Origin of the sequence: Ascidiimonas aurantiaca (genome assembly GCF_037646345.1) — a bacterium.
In the GTDB taxonomy this organism is placed as follows: Bacteria; Bacteroidota; Bacteroidia; order Flavobacteriales; family Flavobacteriaceae; genus Ascidiimonas; species Ascidiimonas aurantiaca.
Genome location: NZ_JBBEWR010000001.1, coordinates 142996 through 168258, shown reverse-complemented (window position 1 = coordinate 168258; position 25263 = coordinate 142996). Strand labels below are relative to the sequence as shown.

Here is a 25263-nt window from a genome sequence, read left to right as displayed (position 1 = left end):
AAAAAATAAAATGAAGCTATGGTAAAGTAATTAACAATAAAAATAGCTGAGTTGTTGAGAACCTGAGTACCAGACACTCCCTGTAAAACGGAAAAATACGGTTTCCCGCTTACACTATATGATTAAGGGGTTGATTATGTATTCATTAAGTCTGTAGGAAATTATACATTAAAACGAAAATGCATCACATCCCCGTCTTTTACAATGTATTCTTTCCCTTCAACCCGCATTTTACCAGCTTCTTTTACCTTTGCTTCGCTACCGAGCGAAACATAATCGGCATACGAAATAACTTCTGCTCTGATAAATCCTTTTTCAAAATCGGTATGGATCACCCCTGCCGCCTGAGGAGCAGTAGCACCTATCTTAACCGTCCAGGCACGAACTTCTTTTTCGCCAGCGGTAAAATAGGTTTGTAAATTTAAAAGGCGGTAAGCTGCCCGAATAAGGCGTGAAACTCCCGGCTCTTTAAGACCCATATCTTCCAGAAAAAGCTGTCGTTCTTCATAACTTTCTAATTCGGCAATATCTGCTTCAGTAGCCACTGCCAAAACAATTACCTCTGCATTTTCATTTTTTATAGCCTCTTTTACCTGCTCCACATAAGCATTCCCTTCTTTGGCAGCTGCTTCGTCCACATTACAGACATAAAGAATAGGTTTAGCTGTGAGCAATTGAAAAGCCCTGATAGTCTCAGCTTCTTCTTCATCTGTAGGTACTGCTCTTGCTGAGGTACCACTTTCTAATGCTTTTTTAAACTTTTGTAAAACAGCCTGCTCTTTTAAAGCATCTTTATCACCGGTTTTAGCTGCTCTGTTTACTTTTTCTAATCGTTTTTCAATGGTTTCAAGGTCCTTAAGCTGCAATTCTATATCAATGGTTTCCTTATCCCGTAAAGGGTTTATACTGCCATCAACATGCACTATATTATCATTGTCAAAGCAACGCAATACATGAATAATAGCGTTACACTCTCTAATATTCCCCAAGAACTGATTACCCAGACCTTCACCCTTACTGGCTCCCTTTACCAGGCCCGCAATATCTACGATCTCTACAGTGGCGGGAACCACTTTTTCAGGATTTACCAGTTCTTCCAGCTTTTCCAGTCGCTTATCGGGTACATTTACTACACCCAGATTGGGCTCAATGGTACAAAAGGGAAAATTGGCACTTTGTGCTTTTGCATTAGACAGGCAGTTAAAAAGTGTTGATTTTCCAACATTGGGGAGACCTACGATTCCGGCTTTCATGCGGTTTGTTTTTTTGAGGTGCAAATGTAATGATTTGCCTTATAAAAACCTTTTAAACACCCCTCAAAAAATAGACATAAAAAAAGCCGGAAAACGATCCGGCTTTTTTATACTTTTCCTTCCCTATTCGGGATGCATGAACTGTTGTTTGCCAAGAAGTTCTTCTTCGGTTTCGACATGACTGTCATCGGGAACGCAACAATCTACCGGACAAACCGCAGCACATTGCGGTTCATCATGGAATCCCTGGCACTCGGTACATTTATCCGGAGCTATATAATAATACTCATCTGATATGGGTGTCTGTGCCTCATCAGCATTTACTGATTTTCCATTAGGCAATACCACATCGCCTTTTAATGAGGTTCCATCGCTGTACCTCCAGTCGTCTGCCCCTTCATATATGGCAGTATTCGGGCACTCTGGCTCGCAGGCCCCGCAATTAATACACTCGTCTGTTATAATGATTGCCATAGCTCATTTTTCTTTTTACTTTTGTACAAAAATAAAGCGCAACTTATTCATAAACAAATCTAATGGGTAATTTAGAGCAACGCATCGCCATTTTTGTTAGGTTGGGAGAGTTTTTTCGCCAGTTTTCAAATAAATATTCAGATACTCCACTTAAAAGTACCTTAAAGTATGAGCCGTTTGAAGAAAAACTTATGCAAACTATACAGATAGCAGAGGCACATAATGGGTGGTTCACCCGTGAAAATGTATTGCATGCGCTAAGCAACTGGGGTGCATTGCTAACTCGCGAAAAACTGGAACAATGGTTAGGCGCTTATAAAATTCCTTCTGGAGCAGGGAAAACCATTGCCATAATCACTGCAGGGAATATTCCGCTGGTTGGTTTTCATGATTTGTTGTCTGTATTGATCACAGGTCATAAAGCTATAGTGAAACAATCTTCATCAGACAGGCACCTGCTGCCCTTTATAGCTGCCTATCTGGAAAATATTTCGCCTCTCTTTAAGGATAAAGTTCTATTTACCGAAGATACACTTTCCGGTTTTGATGCCGTAATAGCTACGGGAAGCAATAATACTTCCCGGTATTTTGAATATTATTTTGGGAAAAAGCCTAATATTATACGAAAGAACCGCAACTCTGTGGCGGTTCTAACCGGTAAGGAGACACCAGAACAATTACAAGGGCTGGGAGAGGATATTTTCAGGTATTTTGGGTTGGGGTGCCGCAGTGTATCTAAAATTTTCATTCCTGAAGGATACGATTTTGATCCGTTTTTTAATGCCATGTACTCCTTTAAAGATATTCTTGATATTCAAAAATATGCGAACAACTATGACTACAACAAAGCAGTTTACCTCATGAGCCTTTTTGAGATAAAAGATAACGGCTTTCTGATCTTACGGGAAAATATGGCTTATGCGTCTCCCATAGGAACCGTTTTTTACGAGTACTATCCTTCGGAAAATATCCTTCAAAAGAAACTCACCGATGATGCACATAAATTACAATGTATTGTCTCTGAAGGGTTCATAGAAAATGAAGTTTTGTTTGGAAAAACACAAAGACCGGCTTTACACGAATATGCAGATGGTGTGGACACTGTTGATTTTTTGTTAAAAATCTGATCAAATTATTATAGTTTTCATAACAATAATTCCCTTAGAAATTAGCAACTTTGCAACTTTAAAACTACCAAATACAATACTGATGAAAAAACACAATTTCAGTGCAGGCCCCTGTATTTTACCGGAAAACGTTTTTGAGAAAGCATCACAGGCTGTTCTTAATTTTAACGGAATGGACCTCTCACTATTAGAGATCTCCCACCGGGATAAAAATTTTGTAGAAGTAATGGATAATGCCCGAAACCTGGCCCTCGAGCTCATGGGGCTAGAAGGCAAAGGGTATCAGGCCTTATTTTTACAGGGTGGCGCGAGCCTGGAGTTTGTAATGGTAGCTTATAATCTACTGGAAAAAAAAGCTTCGTATCTGGACACCGGAACATGGGCTTCCAATGCTATTAAAGAAGCTAAACTGTTTGGAGAAGTAATCGTAACAGCATCATCTAAAGATAAGAATTATAATTATATTCCTAAAGATTACAGTATTCCTGAAGACTCAGATTATTTTCATTGTACTTCCAACAATACCATATTTGGTACCCAGATGAAGTCTTTCCCCAACACACCGGCAACTCTGGTATGCGATATGAGTTCTGATATTTTTTCAAGGGAACTTGATTTTTCGAAGTTTGACCTTATTTATGCAGGGGCCCAGAAAAACATGGGGCCGGCAGGAACAACACTGGTAGTAGTTAAAGAAGATATTTTAGGAAAAGTAAGCAGGCCTATTCCTACTATGCTGGATTACCGTACGCACATAAAAAAAGACAGTATGTTTAATACCCCCGCGGTTTTTTCAGTGTACGTATGCATGCTTACCTTAGAATGGCTCAGGGACCTGGGCGGAATTAAGGCTATAGAAAAAATAAATAATGAAAAAGCATCTCTGCTGTATAACGAAATTGACAGAAACCCATTTTTTAAAGGTTTTGCAGCTGTAGAAGACCGAAGCCATATGAATGCTACTTTTAACCTGACAGATGAAAGTCATGCCGAAAGATTTAATGCCATGTGGAAAGAGGCACGTATAAACGGGCTCAATGGTCATCGCAGTGTAGGGGGCTATAGGGCTTCCATGTATAACGCTCTCCCGCTGGAAAGTGTTAAAGTACTTGTAGAAGTAATGAAAGAATTTGAAAGAAAAGCGTAAACCTACCGGGGAACACCCCCTTAAAAGAAAATTAAGACAACATGAAAGTATTAGCAAATGACGGGATCTCAAAATCCGGGATTGAAGCCCTGGAAAAAGAAGGTTTTGAAGTAATAACTACCAAAGTAGCTCAGGAGCAGCTTATAAACTACATGAATGAGCATGAAATAGATGTCTTACTGGTAAGATCTGCTACAAAAGTGCGTAAAGATACTATAGATGCCTGCCCTTCTCTTAAAGTTATTGGAAGAGGGGGAGTAGGTATGGACAATATTGATGTAGATTATGCAAAGAGCAAAGGTATTCATGTAATTAATACCCCTGCAGCATCTTCCGCATCTGTAGCTGAACTTGTATTTGCACATTTATATGGCTGTGTACGTTTTCTTCATGACGCTAACAGAAACATGCCTCTTGAAGGGGAAAGTAAGTTTGGCCAGTTAAAGAAAATGTATGCCGGCGGTACCGAACTCAGAGGAAAAACCCTTGGGATCATAGGATTTGGAAGGATTGGTCGCGAAGTTGCTAAAATTGCCCTGGGTATTGGTATGAAAGTGATCGCTTCTGATACTACCATCGGGAAAGCAGAAATAGAGCTTGAATTCTACAACGGTCAGACCATAAAAATAGATATTGAAACTGAACCTGTGGACCAGATACTTCGTCATTCCGACTTCATCACTCTGCATGTTCCCGCACAAAAAGAATATCTAATTGGCAAAAAAGAAATAGAGATCATGAAAGACGGAGCCGGTATTATAAATGCTGCGAGAGGTGGTGTCATTGATGAAGAAGCCCTTGTAGAAGCTTTAGATAGCGGAAAGTTGGGTTTTGCAGGCCTTGATACTTTTGAAAACGAGCCAACACCGGCGATCAAAGTACTCATGAACCCTAAAATATCGCTTACTCCTCACATAGGTGCTGCCACCGGTGAGGCACAAAACCGTATTGGTACAGAACTGGCAGATCAGATTATTAGCTTACTTAAAACAGCATCTGTTTAAAAAAACCTTCAAAAGCCCTTTAGTATGTTTTAAAGGGCTTTTTTGTATCTTGACAGGTATAAAAAACTAAAACCTAATACCATGTCAGGATTACTCGAACTTCTAAACAGCAGTCAGGGAAAAGAACTCATTAACGGAATAAGCCGGCAGGCAGGCGTATCGAAAAGCAATACTACCCAGGTACTCGATATGGCACTCCCCTTACTTACCGGTGCCATGAAAAAAAATATTCAAACCCCCGAAGGTGCGCAGGGACTCATGAGTGCGCTCAATTCTAAACATGACGGGAGTGTACTGGATAATCTTAGCGGATTTTTTCAGGGAGGTGTAGATGATGGTGTTATAAAAGACGGAGAAGGCATTCTGGGACACCTGCTGGGTAGCAAACAAACCAATGTTGAAAATACCTTAAGTAAGAAAACGGGTATTGACGCAGGTACCATTGCGCAAATATTAAAAGTAGCCGCACCTATTATTATGGGGTTTCTTGGCAAACAAACACGACAAAGCCAGGTTAATGACTCTCAGGGGCTTAACACATTACTCGGAAGTATGCTGGGAGGACAGCCCAAACAAAATCAAAGCCTTATAGAATCGTTGATTGATGCAGACGGTGACGGAAGCGTTTTAGACGACGTAGCCGGAATGGTTCTGGGAAACAGAAAGCAAAAAGGAGGGCTTGGTGGCCTTTTAGGTAATTTACTGGGCAAATAACCCGGTAAGCCTTTGTCAAAATTATACAAATGCGGGAATAAAAGCAGTAAGACCCCTCTGTAAAACCCCGGATTTTTTGTATCTTTAAAACTATGAGGAGTATTTTCTGGGCAATAGTTTTAATAGCAATGGTTGCAGGCTGCGCTACCGGCAAAACTTCAAGTACCATTAGTGATAAAGAACGGGATGCTTTTAATCAGAAGCAAAACGATACCATACGCATTACCAATGATAGCCTTGAATATGAAATAGTTATTATAGAACCCGGATTCTATTTTTGGTTAAATAGTATCGCTTTTCCGCGCGGGCATTATTCACAAAAGTTTTTAGAGGCCCGTAATCGTCTTTTAGTACTTGAGTGGAACAACAGAGTCATGCAACCCCAGGTTTTTGATCCTAATCTTTATTTATTACCTATTGATTATAACCCTTCTATTGATTATGGCTATGAAGTGAATTACCAGCTATATTATTATTTTATTTACTTCCAGAGAAAGTATAACCAACGGTTAACCGTATTTGTTCCCAGAATTTAAATATTTATCTTTGCACCCATTTATAAATGGCATGAAAAGGTTTAAAGAACAATGGGAAATCACGCAAAACTGGCAATTATTGTTTCCGGTTTTAGGAATACTTTCTTCCCTCGCAACCGGGTTCCTCATTGCAAAAAAAGTAATCTCTCTGTTTTCACACATAGACAATACCCTTTTAGAGTACTTCCTGCTTAGCGGCACCACCCTTTTAGTATTTTATAGTATTGTAAAAATTTCCCTCTGGTGTTTTGCAAAGCTCAAGAAAAGATGGGCTGTTCAGTATCGTTGGGAATTCATAGCTGTATTTCTGGTTTTTGCCGTTACCGGTTCCGCTTCAGCAAGAATTTCCGGACCTATATTACATGCGTTTGGGTTTGAACGTTCTATTTTTGACAGCGAATGGTATTGGTCTCTGATGTACTGGATTATAAGGCTTTTGGTGATTTTCCCGGTTTATCAGATATTACTTATTGTATTTGCATTTTTTTTCGGTCAGTTTCGGTTTTTCTGGGATTTTGAAAAAAAGATGTTATCTCGAATAGGATTTGCTTTTCTTTTCAAATAAAATCATTAACTTTAGGCTTTTATTAACAGTATCGTTACATTTTAATTGATACGTTTGTTAGCAAAATGAAGAAGCGTTTTAAACATATAGTAAGTATTTTCTTCCTCGGATTGTTTCTCTCAATCCAGGTTGCGGCTTCTCATGGTTTCTCTCATATGATTGATGACCATACTTCTCTTGAACATTGTTTCGACTGCGAGTATGCTGTTCAAAATTCACTTACCCCTGCATTAGGTTCAGAAATACCGGTAATTAAAGTACCATTCAATCTGAATGTAGCAGTTCAAAAACAAATTTTCTACCAAACACCTTTTTGTGTTTCAAATATTTCTTTTAGCTTTCTCAATAAAGCACCACCTTCTTTTACCTAATTAAGAATACTTCTTAATATCTTGAAATGGTTTCCGGACAGGTAATCATTTTTATCAGCAAATTTTTAGTATGAAGCATTTACTCGCTGTCTTTTTAATAATGACAGGTGTTATACAACTACGTTCGCAAACATGTGTAAGTACTCTTGAAGGAGAGGTAATTGATTTTCACGATGGTACTCCTCTCGCAGAAGCTACGATCTGGATCTTAAATACTAATAAAAAAGTAAAAACAGATCAAAAAGGAAAATTCAGGATCACAGGACTTTGCGATCAATATTACGAAATTGAAATATCGCATCCCGAATGCAGAACTCTAATTATGACGGTTAATATTTCCGGAAATACAAAACAAAAACTTACACTGGAACATCATCTGGAAGAACTGGATGAGGTAAAAGTAACTGGCAAGGCCGTGAAAGATAAAACCTCATCTTCTCAGGAAACTACCCTATCTCAGGAAATTCTGGAACGGTACAGTACTGCCACTCTTGGAGATGCTCTAAAGGAAATAACCGGTGTATCTTCGCTTAACACAGGAGCAGCTATTGTAAAGCCTGTTATTCAAGGACTTAACGGCAGCAGGGTGCTTATTATAAACAATGGCGTACGCATGCAGGATATGGAATGGGGAGATGAACACGCTCCCAATATGGATGTGAATGCCATAGGTTCGTTAACAGTAGTTAAGGGTGCGGCCGCTTTGCAATATGGGGGTGATGCCATTGGAGGCGTAATTATTGCAGAAACTGGAAAAACCCCTGTAAAAGATACTTTATACGGAAAAACCATTACTTCTTTAGCTTCTAATGGCCGTGGAAGTACATTCACCACTGATCTCACCAAAGCTTTTAGCAGCGGATGGTATGTAAAAGGCCAGGGAAGTATTAAACGATTTGGTGACTTTGAAGCACCGGACTACGTACTTTCCAATACCGGTGTTTCAGAAAAAGGCTTCTCTTTAAATGCTGGTATCAATAAATTCACATATGGCTGGGATCTGTATTATTCATTTTACACTGCAGAAATAGGAGTACTACGTGCTTCACACATAGGGAATGTGGACGATCTAATTCGTGCTATAAATAGTCCGCAGCCTCTTGTAGTAGATGATTTTACATATAAAATTGATGTTCCCCGTCAGGATGTGACCCATCATTTAGCGAGATTGCGATATTTTAAAAGATTTGAAGGTCTTGGAAAATGGACCACCCAATACGATTTTCAGGTAAATCAAAGGCTTGAGTTTGATATAAGAATTGGTGACGATCGAAACAAACCTGCCATAGACCTGGAACTTACTACACACACACTGAGCTCCGACTTTACGTGGGATGCCAATAGGAACTATAAAATTAATACCGGGATCATGTTGCGATATCAGAATAACTTTCCTGATCCGGCTACCGAAGTGCGCAGACTGATCCCGGATTATGACCGATTTGATGCGGGTATCTTTGTAACCGGTAACTATAACTTTTCAGATAATTTTATCGTAGATGCCGGTGTGCGTTATGACTTTAACCGCATAGACGCCAAAAAGTTTTATCTAAGCTCCCGATGGGAAGAACGCGGCTATCAGGAAGACTTTGGCGATATTGTAATTGAAGAGCGTAATGACGTTTCTCAGTTACTTACGAATCCGGTGTTTGATTATCATAATCTGTCTTTTACTACAGGATTACAATACACATCACAAAACAAAACCGAGTGGCGATTTAATTATGCCCTTTCACAAAGAGCGCCTAACCCTGCAGAACTTTTTAGTGATGGTCTTCACCATTCGGCTGCACGAATAGAGTTAGGTGACCTAAGAATACAGCAGGAAACTTCGCATAAGCTGGCAGTGGCCATTTCTAAGGAAAATACCAAATGGGGCTGGGAAATTGCTCCTTATGCTAATTTTATTTCAGATTTCGTTCTTTTAGAACCCACCGATGTAACATTCACCTTAAGAGGTGCTTTCCCGGTATGGGAATTCAGGCAAACCAATGCCCGATTGTTAGGCGTTGATGCCAGTACTTTTGTGAACTGGCACAAAAACTGGCGTACAGAGCACCGGTTCTCACTGGTAAAAGGGAATGACGTATCTATGAATATTCCTTTAATCAATATGCCTGCTCCTACTGTTAATAACAGAGTGTATTTCTCTTTGGAAAAATGGCACAACCTGCGTGTTGGTCTTGAGAGCAACTATATGTTCAGGCAAAATGAAACCCCGGATGATATTACTGTTTTTTCCCCAGTGCAAAATGAAGAGCTATTGCTGGAGATCAATACAGCACCACCCGCAGCTCATGTTCTGGGTGCAACGGTTGATATGACCTTCCCGCTTTTTGGGAACAATGAAATGGAATTGGGCCTTATTGTTAATAATATAATGAACGAAAATTATAGAAATTATCTCAACCGTCTCCGCTTTTTCGCAGATGAACTGGGGAGAAACTTTATTATTCAACTTAAATTTAATTATTAATCCTAAAAAAGTAGTAAGACTATGAAAAAAACCAGATTTTTATCCATGCTAGCCGTTACAGCACTTTTATTCACTTCGTGCTCAGACGACGACAATCCGGATCCTGTAAACGACAAAGAGGTGATAACCAATCTTAGTATCGTTTTCGAGGCAGAAGGCGTTGAAGACGTTACCCTTGAAAGTGAAGACCTTGATGGTACAGATGGTCCCGATACACCCGAAATTACCATAACCGGTGTTTTTCAGGCAAATACCACCTATACAGGAACCATCACAGTTTTGAATCAAACGGTTACCCCTACTGAAAATGTCACCCTGGAAATAAGAGAAGAAGATGATGAGCATCAGTTTTTCTTTACGACCACCGGGTCTTTAGGCGAAACAACCTATTTAGATTTTGACGATGATGATAATCCTCTTGGGCTCTCCTTCACCCTTGCTACCGGAGATGCGGGAGTGGGCACCATACTGGTAACTTTAAGGCATGACCTCAATAAAGATGCCGCAGGCGTATCTGAAGGAGATATTACCAATGCCGGGGGTGAAACAGATGTTGCACAAACCTTTAGTGTAAGTGTACAATAAAAACAGATTTTAAAAAAAACGGATAGGTTTAAAAAACAAAAGGCTTGGATACACCTTTTCCAAAATTATATCCGGTAAAAATATATACGATTTGATTGTTAATGTTAGTAAACCCCTTGAAGTGCTAAAGCTGAGAGGGGTTTTCTTTTGAATATACGTTTTATTAGTTAGCAAGCTAGGAAAGCTCTTTTTTTCCGGTAAACACATATGTATAGAGCCACATGAGTGTAAAAGACGGCACAAAATCCAACACAGGTAATATTTCCTCTGCAAAAGAAACTATAGCGGCTATACGTCCTTCCCTTCCCTTATACATTCGTGTCATTAACCAGGCTGAAACCGGAGCCCATATTATATCAGAGAACTCCCCCACACCCGGAATAAGGAACGAGACATAACCTATAGCATCAAAAAGAAGCCCCAAAAGGAGCAGAGTAAACTTGTTTCGGTGTTTTTTGGTCATTTGAATGAGAATATTGAATAATTCTCAGGTAAAAATACCAAAATTATATTAAGACAATTGTGAGCTTATAAGCTTTAAAAATTCGTTTCGCGTCTCTATTTTTTCAAATGCGCCCCTAAATCCCGAAGTTGTGGTTACCGAGTTTTGTTTTTGAACGCCCCGCATCATCATACACATGTGAGAAGCTTCAATAACCACAGCTACCCCCTTAGGTTTAAGCGTTTCATTTATACATTCCAGAATATCATGTGTAAGCCTTTCCTGTACCTGTAGCCTTCTGGCAAAAATATCTACCACTCTGGGTATTTTGCTCAATCCTACAATATATCCGTCGGGTATGTAGGCTATATGAGCTTTTCCAAAAAAGGGCAGTATGTGGTGTTCACATAATGAGTAGATCTCGATATCTTTAATAATCACCATGTCATTGTAATCCTCTTTGAACATGGCACTTTCAAGTACTTCTGAGGGTTTTGCATAGTAACCTTGTGTGAGAAACTGCATAGCCTTCGCCGCACGCTCGGGAGTTTTCGCTAATCCTTCTCGCTGAGGATCTTCTCCAAGCTCTGAAATAATAGCCCTGTAACTATCTTTAACCTCATCTGTGATCTTGATATTATATTCTTCAAATTGTTTATAAGGAGTCATTAAACCGTTTTTAATTTGTGTTCGTATTTTTTCCGCAAGCCGCTTAATTTAGGGTTTATAATAATTTGGCAATACGGTTGTAATTTGTTTTGCTCATAATAATCCTGATGGTATTCCTCTGCTTCATAAAAAACTCCCAGAGGCGATATTTCGGTGACCACGGTATTTTCAAAAACATTTTCACTTTCAAGTAAGGCAATATACTCAGTTGCTTCTTTTTTCTGCTCATCATTTACATAAAAAATGGCTGAACGGTATTGCGTACCAATATCATTACCCTGACGGTTAAGCGTAGTAGGATCATGCGTAGCAAAAAATATTTCTAACAATTCCCGGTATGTGACTTCACTACTATTAAACGTAACCTGAATACCTTCGGCATGCCCGGTACGCCCGGTACAAATTTCCCGATAGGCAGGATTTTTAATGTGACCCCCTGTGTATCCGGAAACTACATGTTCCACACCTTTAATTCTTTGGAAAATGGCTTCTGTACACCAAAAACAACCCCCGGCAAAAACTGCAACTGAGCGAGTATCTGAAATCTCCATATTGCACAATAAATTGATACGTTTCTTTTAACAATTTTGTTGAACAAATTTATAGTTTAGTTCAACAAAGATATTTTTTTTAACTTTTAATTGTGATTCTTCCTCATCTAAGTCTTTTAGTTTTGTTTCCCTAGTACATTTTTAACCATTGATTTTTAAGCGCTCATCTAATGTTCAGAAAAAACGTTTTGTTTCTTTTTGTTCTTCTTACTTTTTCGTCTTATTCACAAATAGAGCGTAAAACGCTTAAGGCAACCCGAATACAGGATTCTCCTAAAATAGACGGTGTTTTGGACGATCCCATTTGGGATTCCTTACCTGCACACGGCGATTTTTTTATGTTTGAACCCGGCAATACCGAAAAAGAACGTGACACACATCGCACAGAAGTAAAATTGGCATATGATGATAAAGCCATTTATATAGCTGCCTATCTTTTTGATAATGAACCCCAACGCATTTTAAGGCAGTTTAGTCAGAGAGATCAAGTATTTGTTCAGGCCGATTTTTTCTCTGTTAACATTAATACGTTGGACGACGGTATAAATGAAACTGTTTTTTATGTTACCAGCGCAGGCACAATTGGCGACTCCAGAAAGGAAAACAACGGAGAAGATTTTAACTTCAATGTAGTTTTTCAATGTAACACCTCTTTAGACGATAAAGGTTGGTATGCTGAATTCAAAATACCCTATAATGCCCTCAGATTCCCCGAACTGGAAGTTCAGAACTGGAGTATTAATTTCTTCAGAAGAATAAACCACCTTAATGAAACATATACCTGGAACCATATTAATCGTCAAGTAGGCTTTGCCACTCAGTATAGTGGGGAAATCACCAATCTTACCAATATAGACCCTCCACTACGCCTTATTCTCTTCCCTTTTGTACAGGGAGCAGTGTTTGCCGGAGAAGATGCTACCGAAACAGATTTCAGCGCCGGTATGGATATAAAATACGGGCTCAGCGATAATTTTACTCTGGATGCCACTTTAATACCTGATTTTGGCCAGGCCGCATTTGATAATGTAGAACTTAACCTGGGACCCTTTGAACAGGTTTTCTCCGAAAACCGCCAGTTCTTTACAGAGGGGATTGAACTATTTGAACGCGGTGGTCTTTTTTTTAGCAGACGGGTAGGTAGCAGACCCACCCGAAGAGGGCGGGCTGACGATAACCTTACAGACAGTGAAAAAGTAATAGAAAATCCTGAAAATGTAAACCTCATTAATGCCGTAAAAGTATCCGGCCGCACACAGGGCAATCTGGGTATTGGTTTTTTTAATTCGATTACCGAACCTACCAAAGCCATTATTCGAGATACCGTAACCGGAGCTACCCGGGAAGTCACCACAGAGTCTCTGGCTAATTATAACATTGTAGTACTTGATCAGCAATTTAACAGAAACTCATCCGTTTCTTTTATAAATACCAATGTTACCCGCTCGGGAGATTTCAGGGATGCCAATGTAACCGGGCTCATTTACAACATTTCAAACAGAGCCAACAGCTATAATTATGAAGGGGGTGTTCGCCTTAGTAGCGTTAAAGATGGAACTACACAAACCGGTATCAGGACCAATTTTGAGATACGAAAAACGAAAGGCAATTTAAGATGGTTCCTGGGGCACTTTATGGCCGATCAAAACTATGACCCCAACGACCTCGGGTTGTTATTTAGAAATAACTTTAACAATTTTGCCGGACGTATTTCCTATCAGATCTTTCAACCCAGAGGTATTTTCAATGAGTACAGAATAACACTAAGAGCCAATCACCGCAGACTTTTCAGGCCCTCGGTCACTACACGTAATTCACTTTCCGTCGATGCATTTTTTGTTACTCCCGAACGTTTTGCTTTTGGAGGCGATATAGGCTATAACGGGCGGGATAATGATTATTTTGAACCCAGAGTAGAAGGGCGTTTTGTTACTTTTAGTTCCAATCTCGGCGGGCGGGCCTGGGTATCTTCTGATTATAGGAAAAAATTTGCCTATGATGTCGATTTCACCTATAGGAACTGGTTTGAAGACCCGCAAACACGCTATTCATTTTCGCTGTCTCCAAGATATAGGTTCTCTGATAAATTCCTATTGATCTGGAACTCTGAATTCTCCAGGAGCGACCGTGAATTTGGGTATATAGATGATGATGATACAGATGTTTTTCTGGGAGAACGGGATGTTATCAGCCTGGAGAATTCTCTGAGGGCCAGTTTTAATTTTGATTCGTACAAAGCACTTAATCTCAGATTTCGTAATTTCTGGAGTACCGCCAATTACGAAGATGATGCGTATTTTGTTCTTAATGATGATGGTAGCAGGTCTCCTACCAATTTTGATATTAGCGAAAACAATCCCAATACAAATTTCAATATCTGGAATATTGATCTAAGTTTTAACTGGCGTTTTTCACCTGGAAGTGAAGCCATACTGCTCTATCGAAATTCCATTTTCAATGAAGATGATAGCTCAGACCTCAATTATTTGGATAGTCTGGGTAATCTTTTTCAACAGAATATAAACCACACCCTTTCTTTACGAATTGTGTATTTTCTTGATATTAATAATATAGGTGCTTCTTTTAAAGGATGATTTTCTTGGAACATAACTATCGAATTTTTACTTTCACATTCTTATAATGGCGGTATATGATAGAAGCGAAAAACATTCATAAATATTATGGTTCTGTAGAAGTACTCAAAGGAGTTGATCTGCATATTAAAAAGGGAGAGATCGTATCTATTGTAGGAGCTTCCGGAGCAGGGAAAACCACTCTTTTACAAATCCTGGGTACTTTAGATAAAATGAATACAAATGTTAACAGTTCCCTGATTATCAATAACCAGGATGTAACCCGCTTAAAGGACAAAGCCCTGGCTCGCTTTCGTAATGAGCAAATTGGTTTTATTTTCCAGTTTCATCAGCTTTTACCAGAATTTACTGCTTTGGAAAATGTTTGCATAGCTGCTTATATAAAAAAAACACCCCGAGCAGAAGCAGAAAAACGTGGAAAAGAATTATTAGATTTTCTGGGTTTGACCCACCGTTATCACCATAAACCCTCCGAGCTTTCAGGCGGAGAACAACAACGCGTTGCGGTGGCAAGAGCACTTATCAATAAGCCATCGGTAGTATTTGCAGACGAACCCAGCGGTAACCTCGATTCCAAAGCCGCTCAAAATCTTCATAAGCTTTTTTTCAGCCTAAGAGATACTTTCAACCAAACCTTCGTGATCGTAACCCATAACAAAGAACTGGCCAATATGGCCGATAGGAAACTGGTTATGAAAGACGGCCGTATCATAGAAGAAGATAGCATTCTTGCCTAAACCCCTGTATATGTCTGCCAAACTTCGCAGAGAAGAACTCAAAGCATTTCTGGATGAAAAGGCAGCTCAATACAATCACCCCGATTTTATTGCATCCGATCCCATTCAGGTACCTCATTTATTTTCTGCAAAAGAAGACATAGAAATTGCCGGTTTCCTCACTGCCACCATTGCCTGGGGCAATAGAAAAAGCATTATTACCAACGCCACCCAACTCATGAACTTAATGGGAAACACCCCTTATGATTTTGTGATGGAATATCCCGGAACCACTACTTTTAACAGGGAAAGTTTTGTACACCGTACTTTTAACGGTACAGACCTTGATGTTTTTATACGTGGTTTACAACACCTTTATAAAAATTACGGCGGACTCGAAACTACCTTTCAGGAATTTGCAGAACCCCAATCATTACAAACTGCTATACATGCGTTTAAGAAACGCTTTTTTGAGATCCCACATCCCCCGCGTACCCTAAAACACGTTTCTGATCCATTAAAAGGAAGTGCAGCCAAAAGGATACACATGTTTTTAAGATGGATGGTAAGAAAAGACCGCAACGGAGTTGACCTTGGAATATGGACCTCCCTCTCCCCTTCACAGCTCTCCTGTCCGCTGGACGTACATTCCGGGAACGTAGCAAGAAAACTGGGTCTGTTGAAAAGAAAGCAAAACGATGCAAAAGCAGTAGAGGAATTAGATAAAAGTTTACAAAAAATGGATCCGGATGACCCCGTTAAATATGACTTTGCATTATTTGGATTAGGGGTTTTTGAAAAATTTTAAATTTCTCCAACCAAAAAATAACTTTGCCTTTACAAGGTAACCTTCCCTTAATAAACCCTTCATATTAAAACAATCTTCAACTAAAGATCAGGTAACACTTCAAACTTAGCTTTGGGGTTCTAAGTTAAATCTCAAAAAACTAATGAAAGCATTTACAAAACTAGCATTGGCAGGAAGCCTTGCCTTTTTAATTTCGTGTAACGATGATGACAACAGCGTTACAGAGCCCCGGGAAGAAGCAACCAAAATTGTTTTTCAAAACCATTCAAAAACCCCCAATTTATTTGACACCAAACCCGGTTTCGAAAACGTAGAGATCTACACTATGTTGAGTTCTGAAGACCGTTTACCTGAGAGTCCAGATTTTCTTTATGGAAGTATGGCCGATGGTGCAGGACTATTAAAGAACGAAGACGGCACCTATATCCTTATTAATAATATAGAAGCCGATTATTCTGTTTCCCGCATAACTTTTGACGAAACATTTAAGCCCGTAAAAGGTGAATATATTCTCAATGCAAATGCTACTGCTGCCACAGCACAATGTTCCGGCAGCCTTATTACTCCCGAAGAACACGGGTTTGGCCCATTGTATCTTTCCGGTGGAGAATGGGGAGGTAGCTCCAAAGGTGTTTTTGTAACAGATCCTTATAAAAATGCAGACGATGCCGGCTTTGCCAGTACCATTCCTGCTATGGGACAATGGTCTACCGAAAATGCCGTAGCTATAGGCAAAGACGCATATCCTGGTAAAACAGTAGTTATCATAGGAGATGATACTTCCAATAACTCCATACCATCAGGACAATTAGCTATGTATGTAGGGAACCAGGGAGACCTGTCAGGTGGAGATCTATACGGACTTAAAGTGATTACCGAAGGTATTGTTCATGAAATGGATATGCAGGAAGGTATAAGTTATGACATTGTTTTTGAAGAATACAGCGAGAGAACACTCATTGAACTGGAAGAAGAGTCCAGAGCTAAAGGCATTATGGGCTTTTCCAGGGTAGAAGATATCGACTGGAGAAGAGGCAGTGCCGAAAACAATCGTGAGATCTACTTCGCAGTAACCGGACGGAAAAGAGATGCCCTTTTAGGAAAAGGTACTTTCTATGGTCGTGTTTACAAAGTAACCTTAGACCCTAATGACCCTTTAAAAGGAACTATAACCTGCGTATTAGACGGAGATAAACTGGACGGTAAAGCCAAGCAGTTCCACAGCCCTGACAATATTTTAGTTACTGAAAACTATGTGTACATACAGGAAGACCCTAATGGCTACCCTGACACAGCAGACAAAGACCACTTTGCATACCTGTACCAGTACAACATCAACAACGGAGAGTTAAAAGTAGTTATGGAATGTGATCAAGTACGCGGTGAATCTCTTGGGTACGGTACCGCTTCCAGAACCTGGGAGATCTCTGGTATGATAGACGTTTCAGACATTTTAGGTATAGACAATACTTTTGTAATGGTAACTCAAAACCACGGATGGGAAAATAACTTCACCGACCCCAAAGCAAACGCTAACCCTACACATGACGAAGGTAGTGTAATGTATGTGGTTAAAGGTTTAGGCAGATAGTTTATGACAACACACTTTTTAGAGAAAAAAAGTATAAAAACGGGGGCTTATTTTTTAATAAGCCTCCTTTTAGTACTTAGCGCTTGTAACAAAAAGCCCGAAGAGAAAGAAGAAACCGCATTAATTACTCTCGAAAAACAATACAAAACATATCTGGAAACAGCTGCCACCTATCTGGATAGTATTCAAAACGCTGCCAATGCTCAAGAGGCTGCTCCCTTTTTATTGGCTTCAAGGCGCTATTTCAAAAAAAATGAGCCGTTGCTGTCTTTTGTAGATAATGACAATTACAAATATCTCAACCAACCCAATATCTTAAAAGTAGAAGAAGAAGATCTTACTGATATTAAAATTAAAGAACCCACCGGATACCAGGTACTGGAAGAAGAGATATTTGCCGAAGAGCCAGACATCACGGTTATTCAAAAACATGCTAAACTCGTATCCAACCGGCTTCGCCTGTTGCATCAAAACACATCATTTCTATATCTTAAAGACCATCATATTCTATGGGTAATTCGCGATGCTATTATGAGTGTGGCGCTAACCGGCATCACAGGTTTTGACTCTCCGGTTCTCGAAAACTCACTTGAGGAAGCCAAAATTGTATATGAAAGTCTGGGAGATTACCTCGATATATATCAAAAGCGTTTTCAGGACACTACCCTTTATAACCAGTGGAAAAACGAAGTTAACGCATCTATAAATGTATTGAAGGGAGATTTCAATACATTTAATCGCTATGCTTTTATAAAAGAGCACACCCATAAAGCTATGCAGATATGGCAGGAAACTGTAACCGACTGGGGGGTGGAATTTCCATTTCATCGTGCAATAAAAAATGATGCCGTTTCACTCTTCACTGAATCTACTTTTAACCCTGCTTTCTTTTCACATATTAAACCCGACTCTCTCGAAAAACAAAAAGCAGCACTGGGAAAGTTGTTATTTCATGAAAAAGGGTTGTCAACAGACAATGTAATGAGTTGTGCTACCTGCCACCAGCCGGAACTCGCGTTTACCGACGGAAAAAAAATAGCCATTGGAAACACACGAAACACTCCTACCCTTACCTATGCGGCATTACAACGCGGTTTTTTCTATGACATGCGTTCAGGAAGCCTTGAAGGACAGATCATCTCAGTAGTAGAAAATGAGAACGAATTTCATTCAGATCTGGGTTTTATTCAAAAAGCAGTAAATAAAAACCAGGAGTATGTAACCGCCTTTAAAGAACTCTACCCTTCCGGGGCTACCCATGATAATATAAGAAATGCCATTGCCACCTATATTCGCGCCCTTTCACCTTTTAATTCACGTTTTGACAAAGGTATTAACGGTACATTAGAACTCACTGAACGGGAAATAAACGGATTTAATCTGTTTATGGGAAAAGCCAAGTGTGCCACTTGCCACTTCCCTCCTCTGTTTAATGGTACCGTTCCCGTAGCATACCGAGAATCTGAAATGGAGGCAATTGGAGTTCCTTCTAAAAATGACACCCTAAATGCCGTAATTGATGCTGACAAGGGTCGCTATAATTTGTTTAAAACACCTGAACGTGAGTTCTTCTTTAAAACTTCCACCGTTCGCAATGTTGCTTTAACCGCTCCTTATATGCATAATGGTGTATATACCACCCTGGAGGAAGTAATAGATTTTTACAATCGAGGCGGAGGTCAGGGAATAGGTATTCCTCTGGAGGGCCAGACACTACCTCCAGACCCGCTGGGACTGGATACCGAAGAAGTAAATGATCTGATTGCTTTTATGGAAGCACTGAATGATGAGAATACGGCAAAGAACCCCTGAAAAGAGAAAGCAGTTTTAAAGGGATGTTAAAAAGCATCCTTTTTTTTCATTTTGTTGTATTTTAGGCAGGCTAATTTAACTACAAAATGATTCGAAAAAGTCTTTTATCCATTTTCTTTGCCCTTTCTTTAAGTTTAGTATATAGCCAGGATCGAAAAATTCCTGCAGACACTACCGTGGTAACTACCCATGAAGTTACGGTTAAGGGAAAAAAATTTCCATATACCGCTACTTCAGGAACGCAACCGGTATGGGATAAGGACGGAGAAACCATTGCTACCCTTTTTTATACGTATTATCAGCGTTCGGATATAAAAGACCGGGCCTCCAGACCTTTAGTAATTTCCTTTAACGGCGGGCCCGGCTCTGCTTCCGTATGGATGCATCTTGCCTATACGGGGCCCCGTATTCTTAACATTGACCAAGAAGGGTATCCCATACAGCCTTATGGAGTAAAAGAGAACCCGCACTCCATTCTCGATATCGCGGATATTGTGTATGTAAATCCGGTGAATACTGCCTATTCCAGAATTATTCATAAAGGAGATCAAAAACCGGATCGCAAAACCTTTTTTGGAGTTAATGCAGACATTGAATACCTGGCCGAATGGCTCAATACTTTTGTTTCCCGAAATAACCGTTGGCGCTCTCCCAAATATCTTATTGGAGAAAGTTATGGTACCACCCGTGTGTCAGGATTAGCACTGGAACTGCAAAACGCCCAGTGGATGTATCTTAACGGTGTCATTCTGGTATCTCCTACCGGGCTGGGCATAGAACGAGGAGGCCCTGTAGAAGTGGCTAACCGATTACCCTATTTTGCAGCGGCAGCATGGTATCAAAAGGCACTTGCTCCCGAATTACAGACAAAAGACCTGGACGAATTGCTTCCAGAAGTAGAAAACTATGCCATAAACGAATTGTTGCCTTCACTAGTGATGGGCGGATTTCTGGAACCCGAAAAAAAACAGGAAATAGCCATGCAAATGGCAAAGTATTCAGGTATCGATGCAAATGTGATCATGCAGCATAATCTGGAAGTACCTTTCAGATATTTCTGGAAAGAACTCTTAAGAGACCGTGGCTATACCGTGGGCAGGCTGGACAGCCGGTATCTGGGTATCGATGCAAAAGAGGCCGGAGACCGTCCGGACTACAATTCAGAACTTACCTCATGGCTACATTCCTTTACGCCGGCTATTAACTATTACATTAGTGAACACCTTAATTTTAAGACCGATATCAAATACAATATGTTTGGCCCGGTAAGGCCCTGGGATCAAAGCAATGATAATACTGGAGAAAACCTGAGGCAGGCTATGGCTCAAAACCCCTATCTAAAAGTAATGGTACAGGCCGGCTATTTTGACGGAGCCACCACCTATTTCAATGCCAAATATACCCTTTGGCAACTGGATAAAAGCGGTAAAATGAAAGACCGATTAAGTTTTAAAGGGTACCGAAGTGGCCATATGATGTATCTGCGTTACGAAGATCTAATAAAAGCAAACGATGATATCAGAGAGTTTATAAACAATTCTTTACCCGGAGATATTCCCGCAAAATACTGATGTGCCTTTTAAAAAGAAAAAGAATATATTAAAAAACGGGCTAATGGTTTATATTTGAAAAACTTTTAATGCACATGCAATTCAAACATCCGGAAATTCTTTGGGCACTTTTTTTACTCATTATTCCGGTGATTGTACATCTTTTTCAGCTCAGAAGGTTTCAAAAAGTAACTTTTACCAATGTACGTTTACTAAAAACCGTTACCCGTCAAACCCGAAAAAGTGCTACTTTAAAAAAATGGCTGGTATTATTATCACGCCTTTTAGCTCTTGCAGGATTGATCTTTGCATTTGCACAACCCTTTAAAGCTGAGCAAACACAGGCTTCTACTAATGTTCAAAATATAATTTACCTGGATAACTCCTTCAGCATGGAATCGCGTGATGAAAAAGGAGCCCTGCTTTTTTCAGCTGTTCAGGGGTTACTTGAACATATTCCGGAAAACGAAGAATTGCATTTGTTTACCAACAACGAAGATTTTTTTAATACCCGCATAGGCGCTGTTAAAAATGAACTTTTACAACTATCATATACCAACAGGCAATTACTTCCGGAAGAAATTATGCTTAAAGCGCGTAATCACTTTTCCAGTGATACTGCTGTCACAAAAAACCTGATTTGGATTTCCGATTTTCAACAAAAAGCTTCTTCCCTAAACGATCTCACCAATACTACTGTTAGAGTATGGCCCGTAAAAATGACCCCGCAGCAAACCAGTAATATTAGTATTGACAGTGTATATATTTCTGCAGTAACAGCCAACACTCTTGAAATTGACGTTTTACTCCAAAAAAGTGAGACAGATAACAATTCACAACCTGTATCACTTTATCTGGATGATCGATTATTAGCCAAAGCAAGTGCCGAATTTAACAATGAACAGAAGGCCAGGGTTACTTTTACCATCCCCTCCAACAAAGCTTTTACCGCTTCACTTACCGTGGATGACTCCGGACTTTCTTACGACAATCAATTATTTTTTAATCTTAACTTACCTGAAAAGATATATGTTCTTTCGGTAAATGCAACAAATGCCAATTTTCTTGAAAGAATATATACCGATGATGAGTTCTCATACAGCAGTGCCAATTACAATCAGCTAAACTTCAGCCTCATTGAACAACAAAATCTTATTATTCTCAATCAGCTACCAGATATTCGTGAAAGCCTGTTTACGGCCCTTATCAATTTTGTTGAAAAAGGCGGGTATCTTATCATAATACCTCCGGAACAGCAGGAAATAGGCAGCTATAATCGCTTTTTGAACCGTTTTGGCATCCGGGACTTTAAAAAGATGGATAGTGTACCTAAAAAGGTTACCGGTATTAATTTTGATCACCCTGTTTTTAAAAATGTTTTTGAAGAAAGGGTCACTAATTTTCAGTATCCGGAAACCCGGTTCAGTTTTCATACAAACCAAAGCGTTGTACCCATTTTAAGATATCAGGATGGCAGTCCCTTTCTGTTTAATACATCAGGAGTTTACGTATTTACATCGCCTTTGGAAGCCACCGTATCTGATTTTATTAATTCACCCCTGGTCGTGCCGGTATTCTATAATATTGCACGTAACAGCATGCCCCTTCCCCGTTTGTATTATGACATAGGCACATCCTCAAGGATTGCCGTAAAAACCAAATTGGTAAAAGATGACGTTTTGTATCTGGAAAATGATGAAATGCGCCTCATCCCCATGCAACAATCATTCAGTAACCGGGTAGAACTTATTACGGGTGAAGGCCCGGATACCCCAGGCATTTACAATGTAAAGAACGGAGATGAACTTTTGCAAAAGCTCAGCTTTAATTACCCGAGAGATGAAAGCACACTGGTATATGATCCTGAAAGCGTTTTAAAAGGAGAATCAGTTACCACAGAACTCGGAGAACTTTATGAAAAATTTAAAAAAGAGAATGAGGTGAAAGCCTTTTGGAAATGGTTTGTTATTTTTGCATTGGTCTTTTTGGCTATTGAAATGCTCCTTATAAAATATTTTAAATGAATATTCTCCTTACGTCTGTACGCATAATTGACCCGGGATCTAAACATCATCAAACTGAAAAGGATATTTTTATTGAAAACGGTTTCATTACCCGTATCACAGAACCTAATAGTATAGCTTCTAACGATAACTATACCATACTCACCATACCAAACCTGCATGTATCACGCGGCTGGTTTGATAGTGGTGTGAGTTTTGGAGAGCCGGGTTATGAAAGCAGAGAGAATATCGCCAACGGTTTACGTACTGCTGCAGCCAGTGGTTTTACCAATGTAGCTGTAAATCCTAATACCTTACCGGTAATAGATACCAAAGCAGATGTGTTGTTTATTAAAACCAGAAGCTTACAAAATGCAGTTACAGTTCATCCAATAGGAGCGCTCACCCAGGGTGGTAAAGGTACTCATCTTGCAGAGCTTTACGATATGTATAATGCAGGAGCCGTTGCCTTTTACGATTACCAAAAGCCCGTTAAAAATCCAAATTTGCTTAAAATTGCTTTTCAATACGCAAGAGGGTTTGACGGATTGGTGTATTCATTTCCTCAGGATCATAATATTGCAGGTAAAGGATTAGTGAACGAAGAAGTTGCCGCTACCAGTTTAGGGCTTAAAGGTATCCCTTCAATAGCAGAGGAACTACAGATTGTTCGTGATCTTTTTATTTTAGAATATACACATGGCAAATTACATATCCCAACCATATCTACCGCACGATCTGTTGATCTGATCAGGAATGCAAAAAAGAAAGGACTTAATGTGAGTTGCAGCGTAAGTGTTCACCATTTGTGTTTTACAGATGAGGTACTCGCTTCTTTTGATACACATTTCAAGGTGCTACCTCCTTTAAGAACACAAAATGATATTGAAGCGCTCAAGAAAGGGATTAAAGACGGGACCATTGATATGGTGACTACCGACCATAACCCTTTGGATGTAGAACATAAAAAAGTAGAGTTTGATTATGCTCTTTACGGTACTATTGGCCTGGAAAGCGCCTTTGGTATGCTAAATAAGGTATTGGGTACAGAAACCGCCATTCGCCTGCTCACTTCGGGTAAAAAACGTTTCAATATACCTTCACCTCCCATAGCCATAAATACAGAAGCGTGTTTAACTCTTTTCGATCCAAATCCAGAATATACCTTTTCTGAAAGTATGATTCAATCATCTTCTCATAACAGTGCCTTTTTAGGACAACTCTGTAAAGGAAAAGCACTGGGTATTATTGCAGGGAAAGAACTGGTCTTAAACTCTTGAAAACAATGGAAAATGTAACCTATAAAGAAGGAAGGACTACTGCTATTATAAGCTATATAACAATTATAGGCTGTTTAATCGCATTGTTCATGAACCTGGAACCTAAAAACCCCTTTGCCCGTTTTCATATTCGGCAGGCATTGGGCATACATATTTTATTTTATGCCCTGGGTTTTTTAATCAGTCAGTTTGACAGTTGGTTAATATCCTCAGCTTTCTATGTTTTTATAATTGTTTTATGGGGATATGGTTTTATTGGTGCCCTTCAATGCAAAAAAACACAGATCCCCTTTCTTGGGGAAAAATTTCAACAATGGTTTAAATTCGTTAACTAATGCAAGCAAAAGACCTTTCTCTTACTCATACTATTCGCTCTCCAAAAACTGCCAGTGAAAATGCTCCGGCACTCATATTGCTTCACGGATACGGGAGCAATGAGGAAGACCTTTTTTCTTTTGCTTCCTACCTGCCCGATAAACTTTTTATTATTTCTGTGCGTGCTCCTTATGAACTGATGCCTTCTGGGTATGCATGGTATGCCATTCACTTCGATGCTCACGATGGGAAGTGGAGTGATGATAAGCAGGCACTGGTATCTCGTGATGCAATTGTACAGTTTATTGATGAAGCTGTAGAAGCCTATGATCTTGATGCAAACAATATCTCTCTTTTAGGGTTTAGCCAGGGAACGGTTTTAAGCTTTTCAGTCGCTTTGTCATTTCCTGAAAAAGTAAAACAGGTAATTGCTTTGAGCGGATATATAAATGAAAAACTCATTGCGTTTCCTTCACAAAACGATGCTTATGCGCATTTATCGATCTACGTTTCTCACGGCTCTGTTGATCAGGTAATCCCGGTAGAATGGGCCAGAAAAACAGCTCCGTTTCTGGAAAAACACGGTATTGATCATGTATATGAAGAGTTTCCCGTAGGGCACGGTGTAGCTCCAGATAATTTTAATTCGTTCCTGAAATGGCTTTTGAGTAAGTTGTAAT

Annotated in this window: 24 protein-coding genes; 19 read left to right on the top strand and 5 right to left on the bottom strand. The window is 39.6% G+C overall.

Features of this window, described 5'->3' with window-relative positions; translation table 11 throughout:
- Nucleotides 1-161: 161 nt before the first annotated feature.
- Both ychF and WAO84_RS00725 read right to left on the bottom strand, forming a co-directional pair.
- Entirely contained in the window at nt 162-1253 is a 1092-nt protein-coding gene (ychF, locus tag WAO84_RS00730; RefSeq protein WP_340063099.1) for a redox-regulated ATPase YchF, read from the bottom strand.
- 123 nt (nt 1254-1376) lie between these two features.
- Nucleotides 1377-1727 (bottom strand): 4Fe-4S dicluster domain-containing protein, encoded by a 351-nt coding sequence (locus WAO84_RS00725; protein WP_340063098.1) that lies wholly within the window; start codon nt 1725-1727, stop codon nt 1377-1379.
- A gap of 62 nt (nt 1728-1789) precedes the next feature.
- Here WAO84_RS00725 and WAO84_RS00720 point away from each other — a divergent pair, with 62 nt between their 5' ends.
- The 9 genes from WAO84_RS00720 (at nt 1790) to WAO84_RS00680 (ending at nt 10252) form a co-directional block, all read left to right on the top strand.
- Entirely contained in the window at nt 1790-2854 is a 1065-nt protein-coding gene (locus WAO84_RS00720) for an acyl-CoA reductase (RefSeq protein WP_340063097.1), read from the top strand.
- An 82-nt stretch (nt 2855-2936) separates the two neighbouring features.
- On the top strand, nt 2937-4001 hold the full coding sequence (serC, locus tag WAO84_RS00715) for a 3-phosphoserine/phosphohydroxythreonine transaminase (RefSeq protein WP_340063096.1): 1065 nt from the start codon (nt 2937-2939) through the stop codon (nt 3999-4001).
- A gap of 41 nt (nt 4002-4042) precedes the next feature.
- Nucleotides 4043-5005: a D-2-hydroxyacid dehydrogenase gene (locus tag WAO84_RS00710; RefSeq protein WP_340063095.1), complete on the top strand. Its 963-nt coding sequence runs from the start codon at nt 4043-4045 to the stop codon at nt 5003-5005.
- A gap of 81 nt (nt 5006-5086) precedes the next feature.
- On the top strand, nt 5087-5719 hold the full coding sequence (locus WAO84_RS00705) for a DUF937 domain-containing protein (RefSeq protein ID WP_340063094.1): 633 nt from the start codon (nt 5087-5089) through the stop codon (nt 5717-5719).
- 92 nt (nt 5720-5811) lie between these two features.
- Nucleotides 5812-6255, top strand: coding sequence for a DUF6146 family protein (locus tag WAO84_RS00700; RefSeq protein WP_340063093.1), 444 nt, complete (start codon nt 5812-5814; stop codon nt 6253-6255).
- A 31-nt stretch (nt 6256-6286) separates the two neighbouring features.
- Entirely contained in the window at nt 6287-6820 is a 534-nt protein-coding gene (locus tag WAO84_RS00695; RefSeq protein WP_340063092.1) for a DUF6787 family protein, read from the top strand.
- A 65-nt stretch (nt 6821-6885) separates the two neighbouring features.
- Complete coding sequence (locus WAO84_RS00690) at nt 6886-7191, top strand: hypothetical protein (RefSeq protein WP_340063091.1); 306 nt, start codon at nt 6886-6888, stop codon at nt 7189-7191.
- Between the two features lie 70 nt (nt 7192-7261).
- Nucleotides 7262-9667: a TonB-dependent receptor gene (locus WAO84_RS00685; RefSeq protein ID WP_340063090.1), complete on the top strand. Its 2406-nt coding sequence runs from the start codon at nt 7262-7264 to the stop codon at nt 9665-9667.
- 21 nt (nt 9668-9688) lie between these two features.
- Complete coding sequence (locus tag WAO84_RS00680; RefSeq protein WP_340063089.1) at nt 9689-10252, top strand: type 1 periplasmic binding fold superfamily protein; 564 nt, start codon at nt 9689-9691, stop codon at nt 10250-10252.
- A gap of 175 nt (nt 10253-10427) precedes the next feature.
- On the opposite strand, the gene WAO84_RS00675 is transcribed toward WAO84_RS00680, so the two are convergent.
- From WAO84_RS00675 to msrA, 3 genes are read right to left on the bottom strand one after another with little or no spacing between them, the layout of a single operon-like run.
- Nucleotides 10428-10715, bottom strand: coding sequence for a hypothetical protein (locus WAO84_RS00675; RefSeq protein ID WP_340063088.1), 288 nt, complete (start codon nt 10713-10715; stop codon nt 10428-10430).
- A 48-nt stretch (nt 10716-10763) separates the two neighbouring features.
- A complete protein-coding gene (gene folE, locus WAO84_RS00670) occupies nt 10764-11363 on the bottom strand; it encodes a GTP cyclohydrolase I FolE (RefSeq protein ID WP_340063087.1) in 600 nt (199 codons plus the stop codon).
- A complete protein-coding gene (msrA, locus tag WAO84_RS00665; protein ID WP_340063086.1) occupies nt 11363-11914 on the bottom strand; it encodes a peptide-methionine (S)-S-oxide reductase MsrA in 552 nt (183 codons plus the stop codon). Before msrA ends, folE begins: the two co-directional genes overlap by 1 nt.
- A gap of 170 nt (nt 11915-12084) precedes the next feature.
- Here msrA and WAO84_RS00660 point away from each other — a divergent pair, with 170 nt between their 5' ends.
- The 10 genes from WAO84_RS00660 (at nt 12085) to WAO84_RS00615 (ending at nt 25262) form a co-directional block, all read left to right on the top strand.
- Nucleotides 12085-14508: a DUF5916 domain-containing protein gene (locus WAO84_RS00660; protein ID WP_340063085.1), complete on the top strand. Its 2424-nt coding sequence runs from the start codon at nt 12085-12087 to the stop codon at nt 14506-14508.
- A 56-nt stretch (nt 14509-14564) separates the two neighbouring features.
- Nucleotides 14565-15245 carry an ABC transporter ATP-binding protein gene (locus tag WAO84_RS00655; RefSeq protein ID WP_340063084.1) on the top strand — a complete coding sequence of 227 codons (681 nt, stop codon included), beginning with the start codon at nt 14565-14567 and terminating at the stop codon, nt 15243-15245.
- A 10-nt stretch (nt 15246-15255) separates the two neighbouring features.
- Nucleotides 15256-16032, top strand: a complete 777-nt coding sequence (locus WAO84_RS00650; protein WP_340063083.1) for a TIGR02757 family protein — start codon at nt 15256-15258, stop codon at nt 16030-16032.
- 142 nt (nt 16033-16174) lie between these two features.
- A complete protein-coding gene (locus WAO84_RS00645) occupies nt 16175-17623 on the top strand; it encodes an alkaline phosphatase PhoX (protein ID WP_340063082.1) in 1449 nt (482 codons plus the stop codon).
- Nucleotides 17624-17626: 3 nt separating this feature from the next.
- Complete coding sequence (locus WAO84_RS00640; protein WP_340063081.1) at nt 17627-19435, top strand: cytochrome-c peroxidase; 1809 nt, start codon at nt 17627-17629, stop codon at nt 19433-19435.
- 86 nt (nt 19436-19521) lie between these two features.
- Nucleotides 19522-21006 (top strand): S10 family peptidase, encoded by a 1485-nt coding sequence (locus WAO84_RS00635; protein ID WP_340063080.1) that lies wholly within the window; start codon nt 19522-19524, stop codon nt 21004-21006.
- A gap of 74 nt (nt 21007-21080) precedes the next feature.
- Nucleotides 21081-23009 carry a BatA domain-containing protein gene (locus WAO84_RS00630; RefSeq protein WP_340063079.1) on the top strand — a complete coding sequence of 643 codons (1929 nt, stop codon included), beginning with the start codon at nt 21081-21083 and terminating at the stop codon, nt 23007-23009.
- Nucleotides 23006-24268 (top strand): dihydroorotase, encoded by a 1263-nt coding sequence (locus tag WAO84_RS00625; protein ID WP_340063078.1) that lies wholly within the window; start codon nt 23006-23008, stop codon nt 24266-24268. The genes WAO84_RS00630 and WAO84_RS00625 overlap by 4 nt, the downstream gene beginning before the upstream one ends.
- A 5-nt stretch (nt 24269-24273) precedes the next feature.
- The gene (locus WAO84_RS00620) at nt 24274-24603 is read left to right on the top strand and encodes a DUF4870 domain-containing protein (protein WP_340063077.1); all 330 of its coding nucleotides are present in this window, start codon (nt 24274-24276) and stop codon (nt 24601-24603) included.
- Complete coding sequence (locus WAO84_RS00615; RefSeq protein ID WP_340063076.1) at nt 24603-25262, top strand: alpha/beta hydrolase; 660 nt, start codon at nt 24603-24605, stop codon at nt 25260-25262. Before WAO84_RS00620 ends, WAO84_RS00615 begins: the two co-directional genes overlap by 1 nt.
- Nucleotide 25263 lies beyond the last annotated feature (1 nt).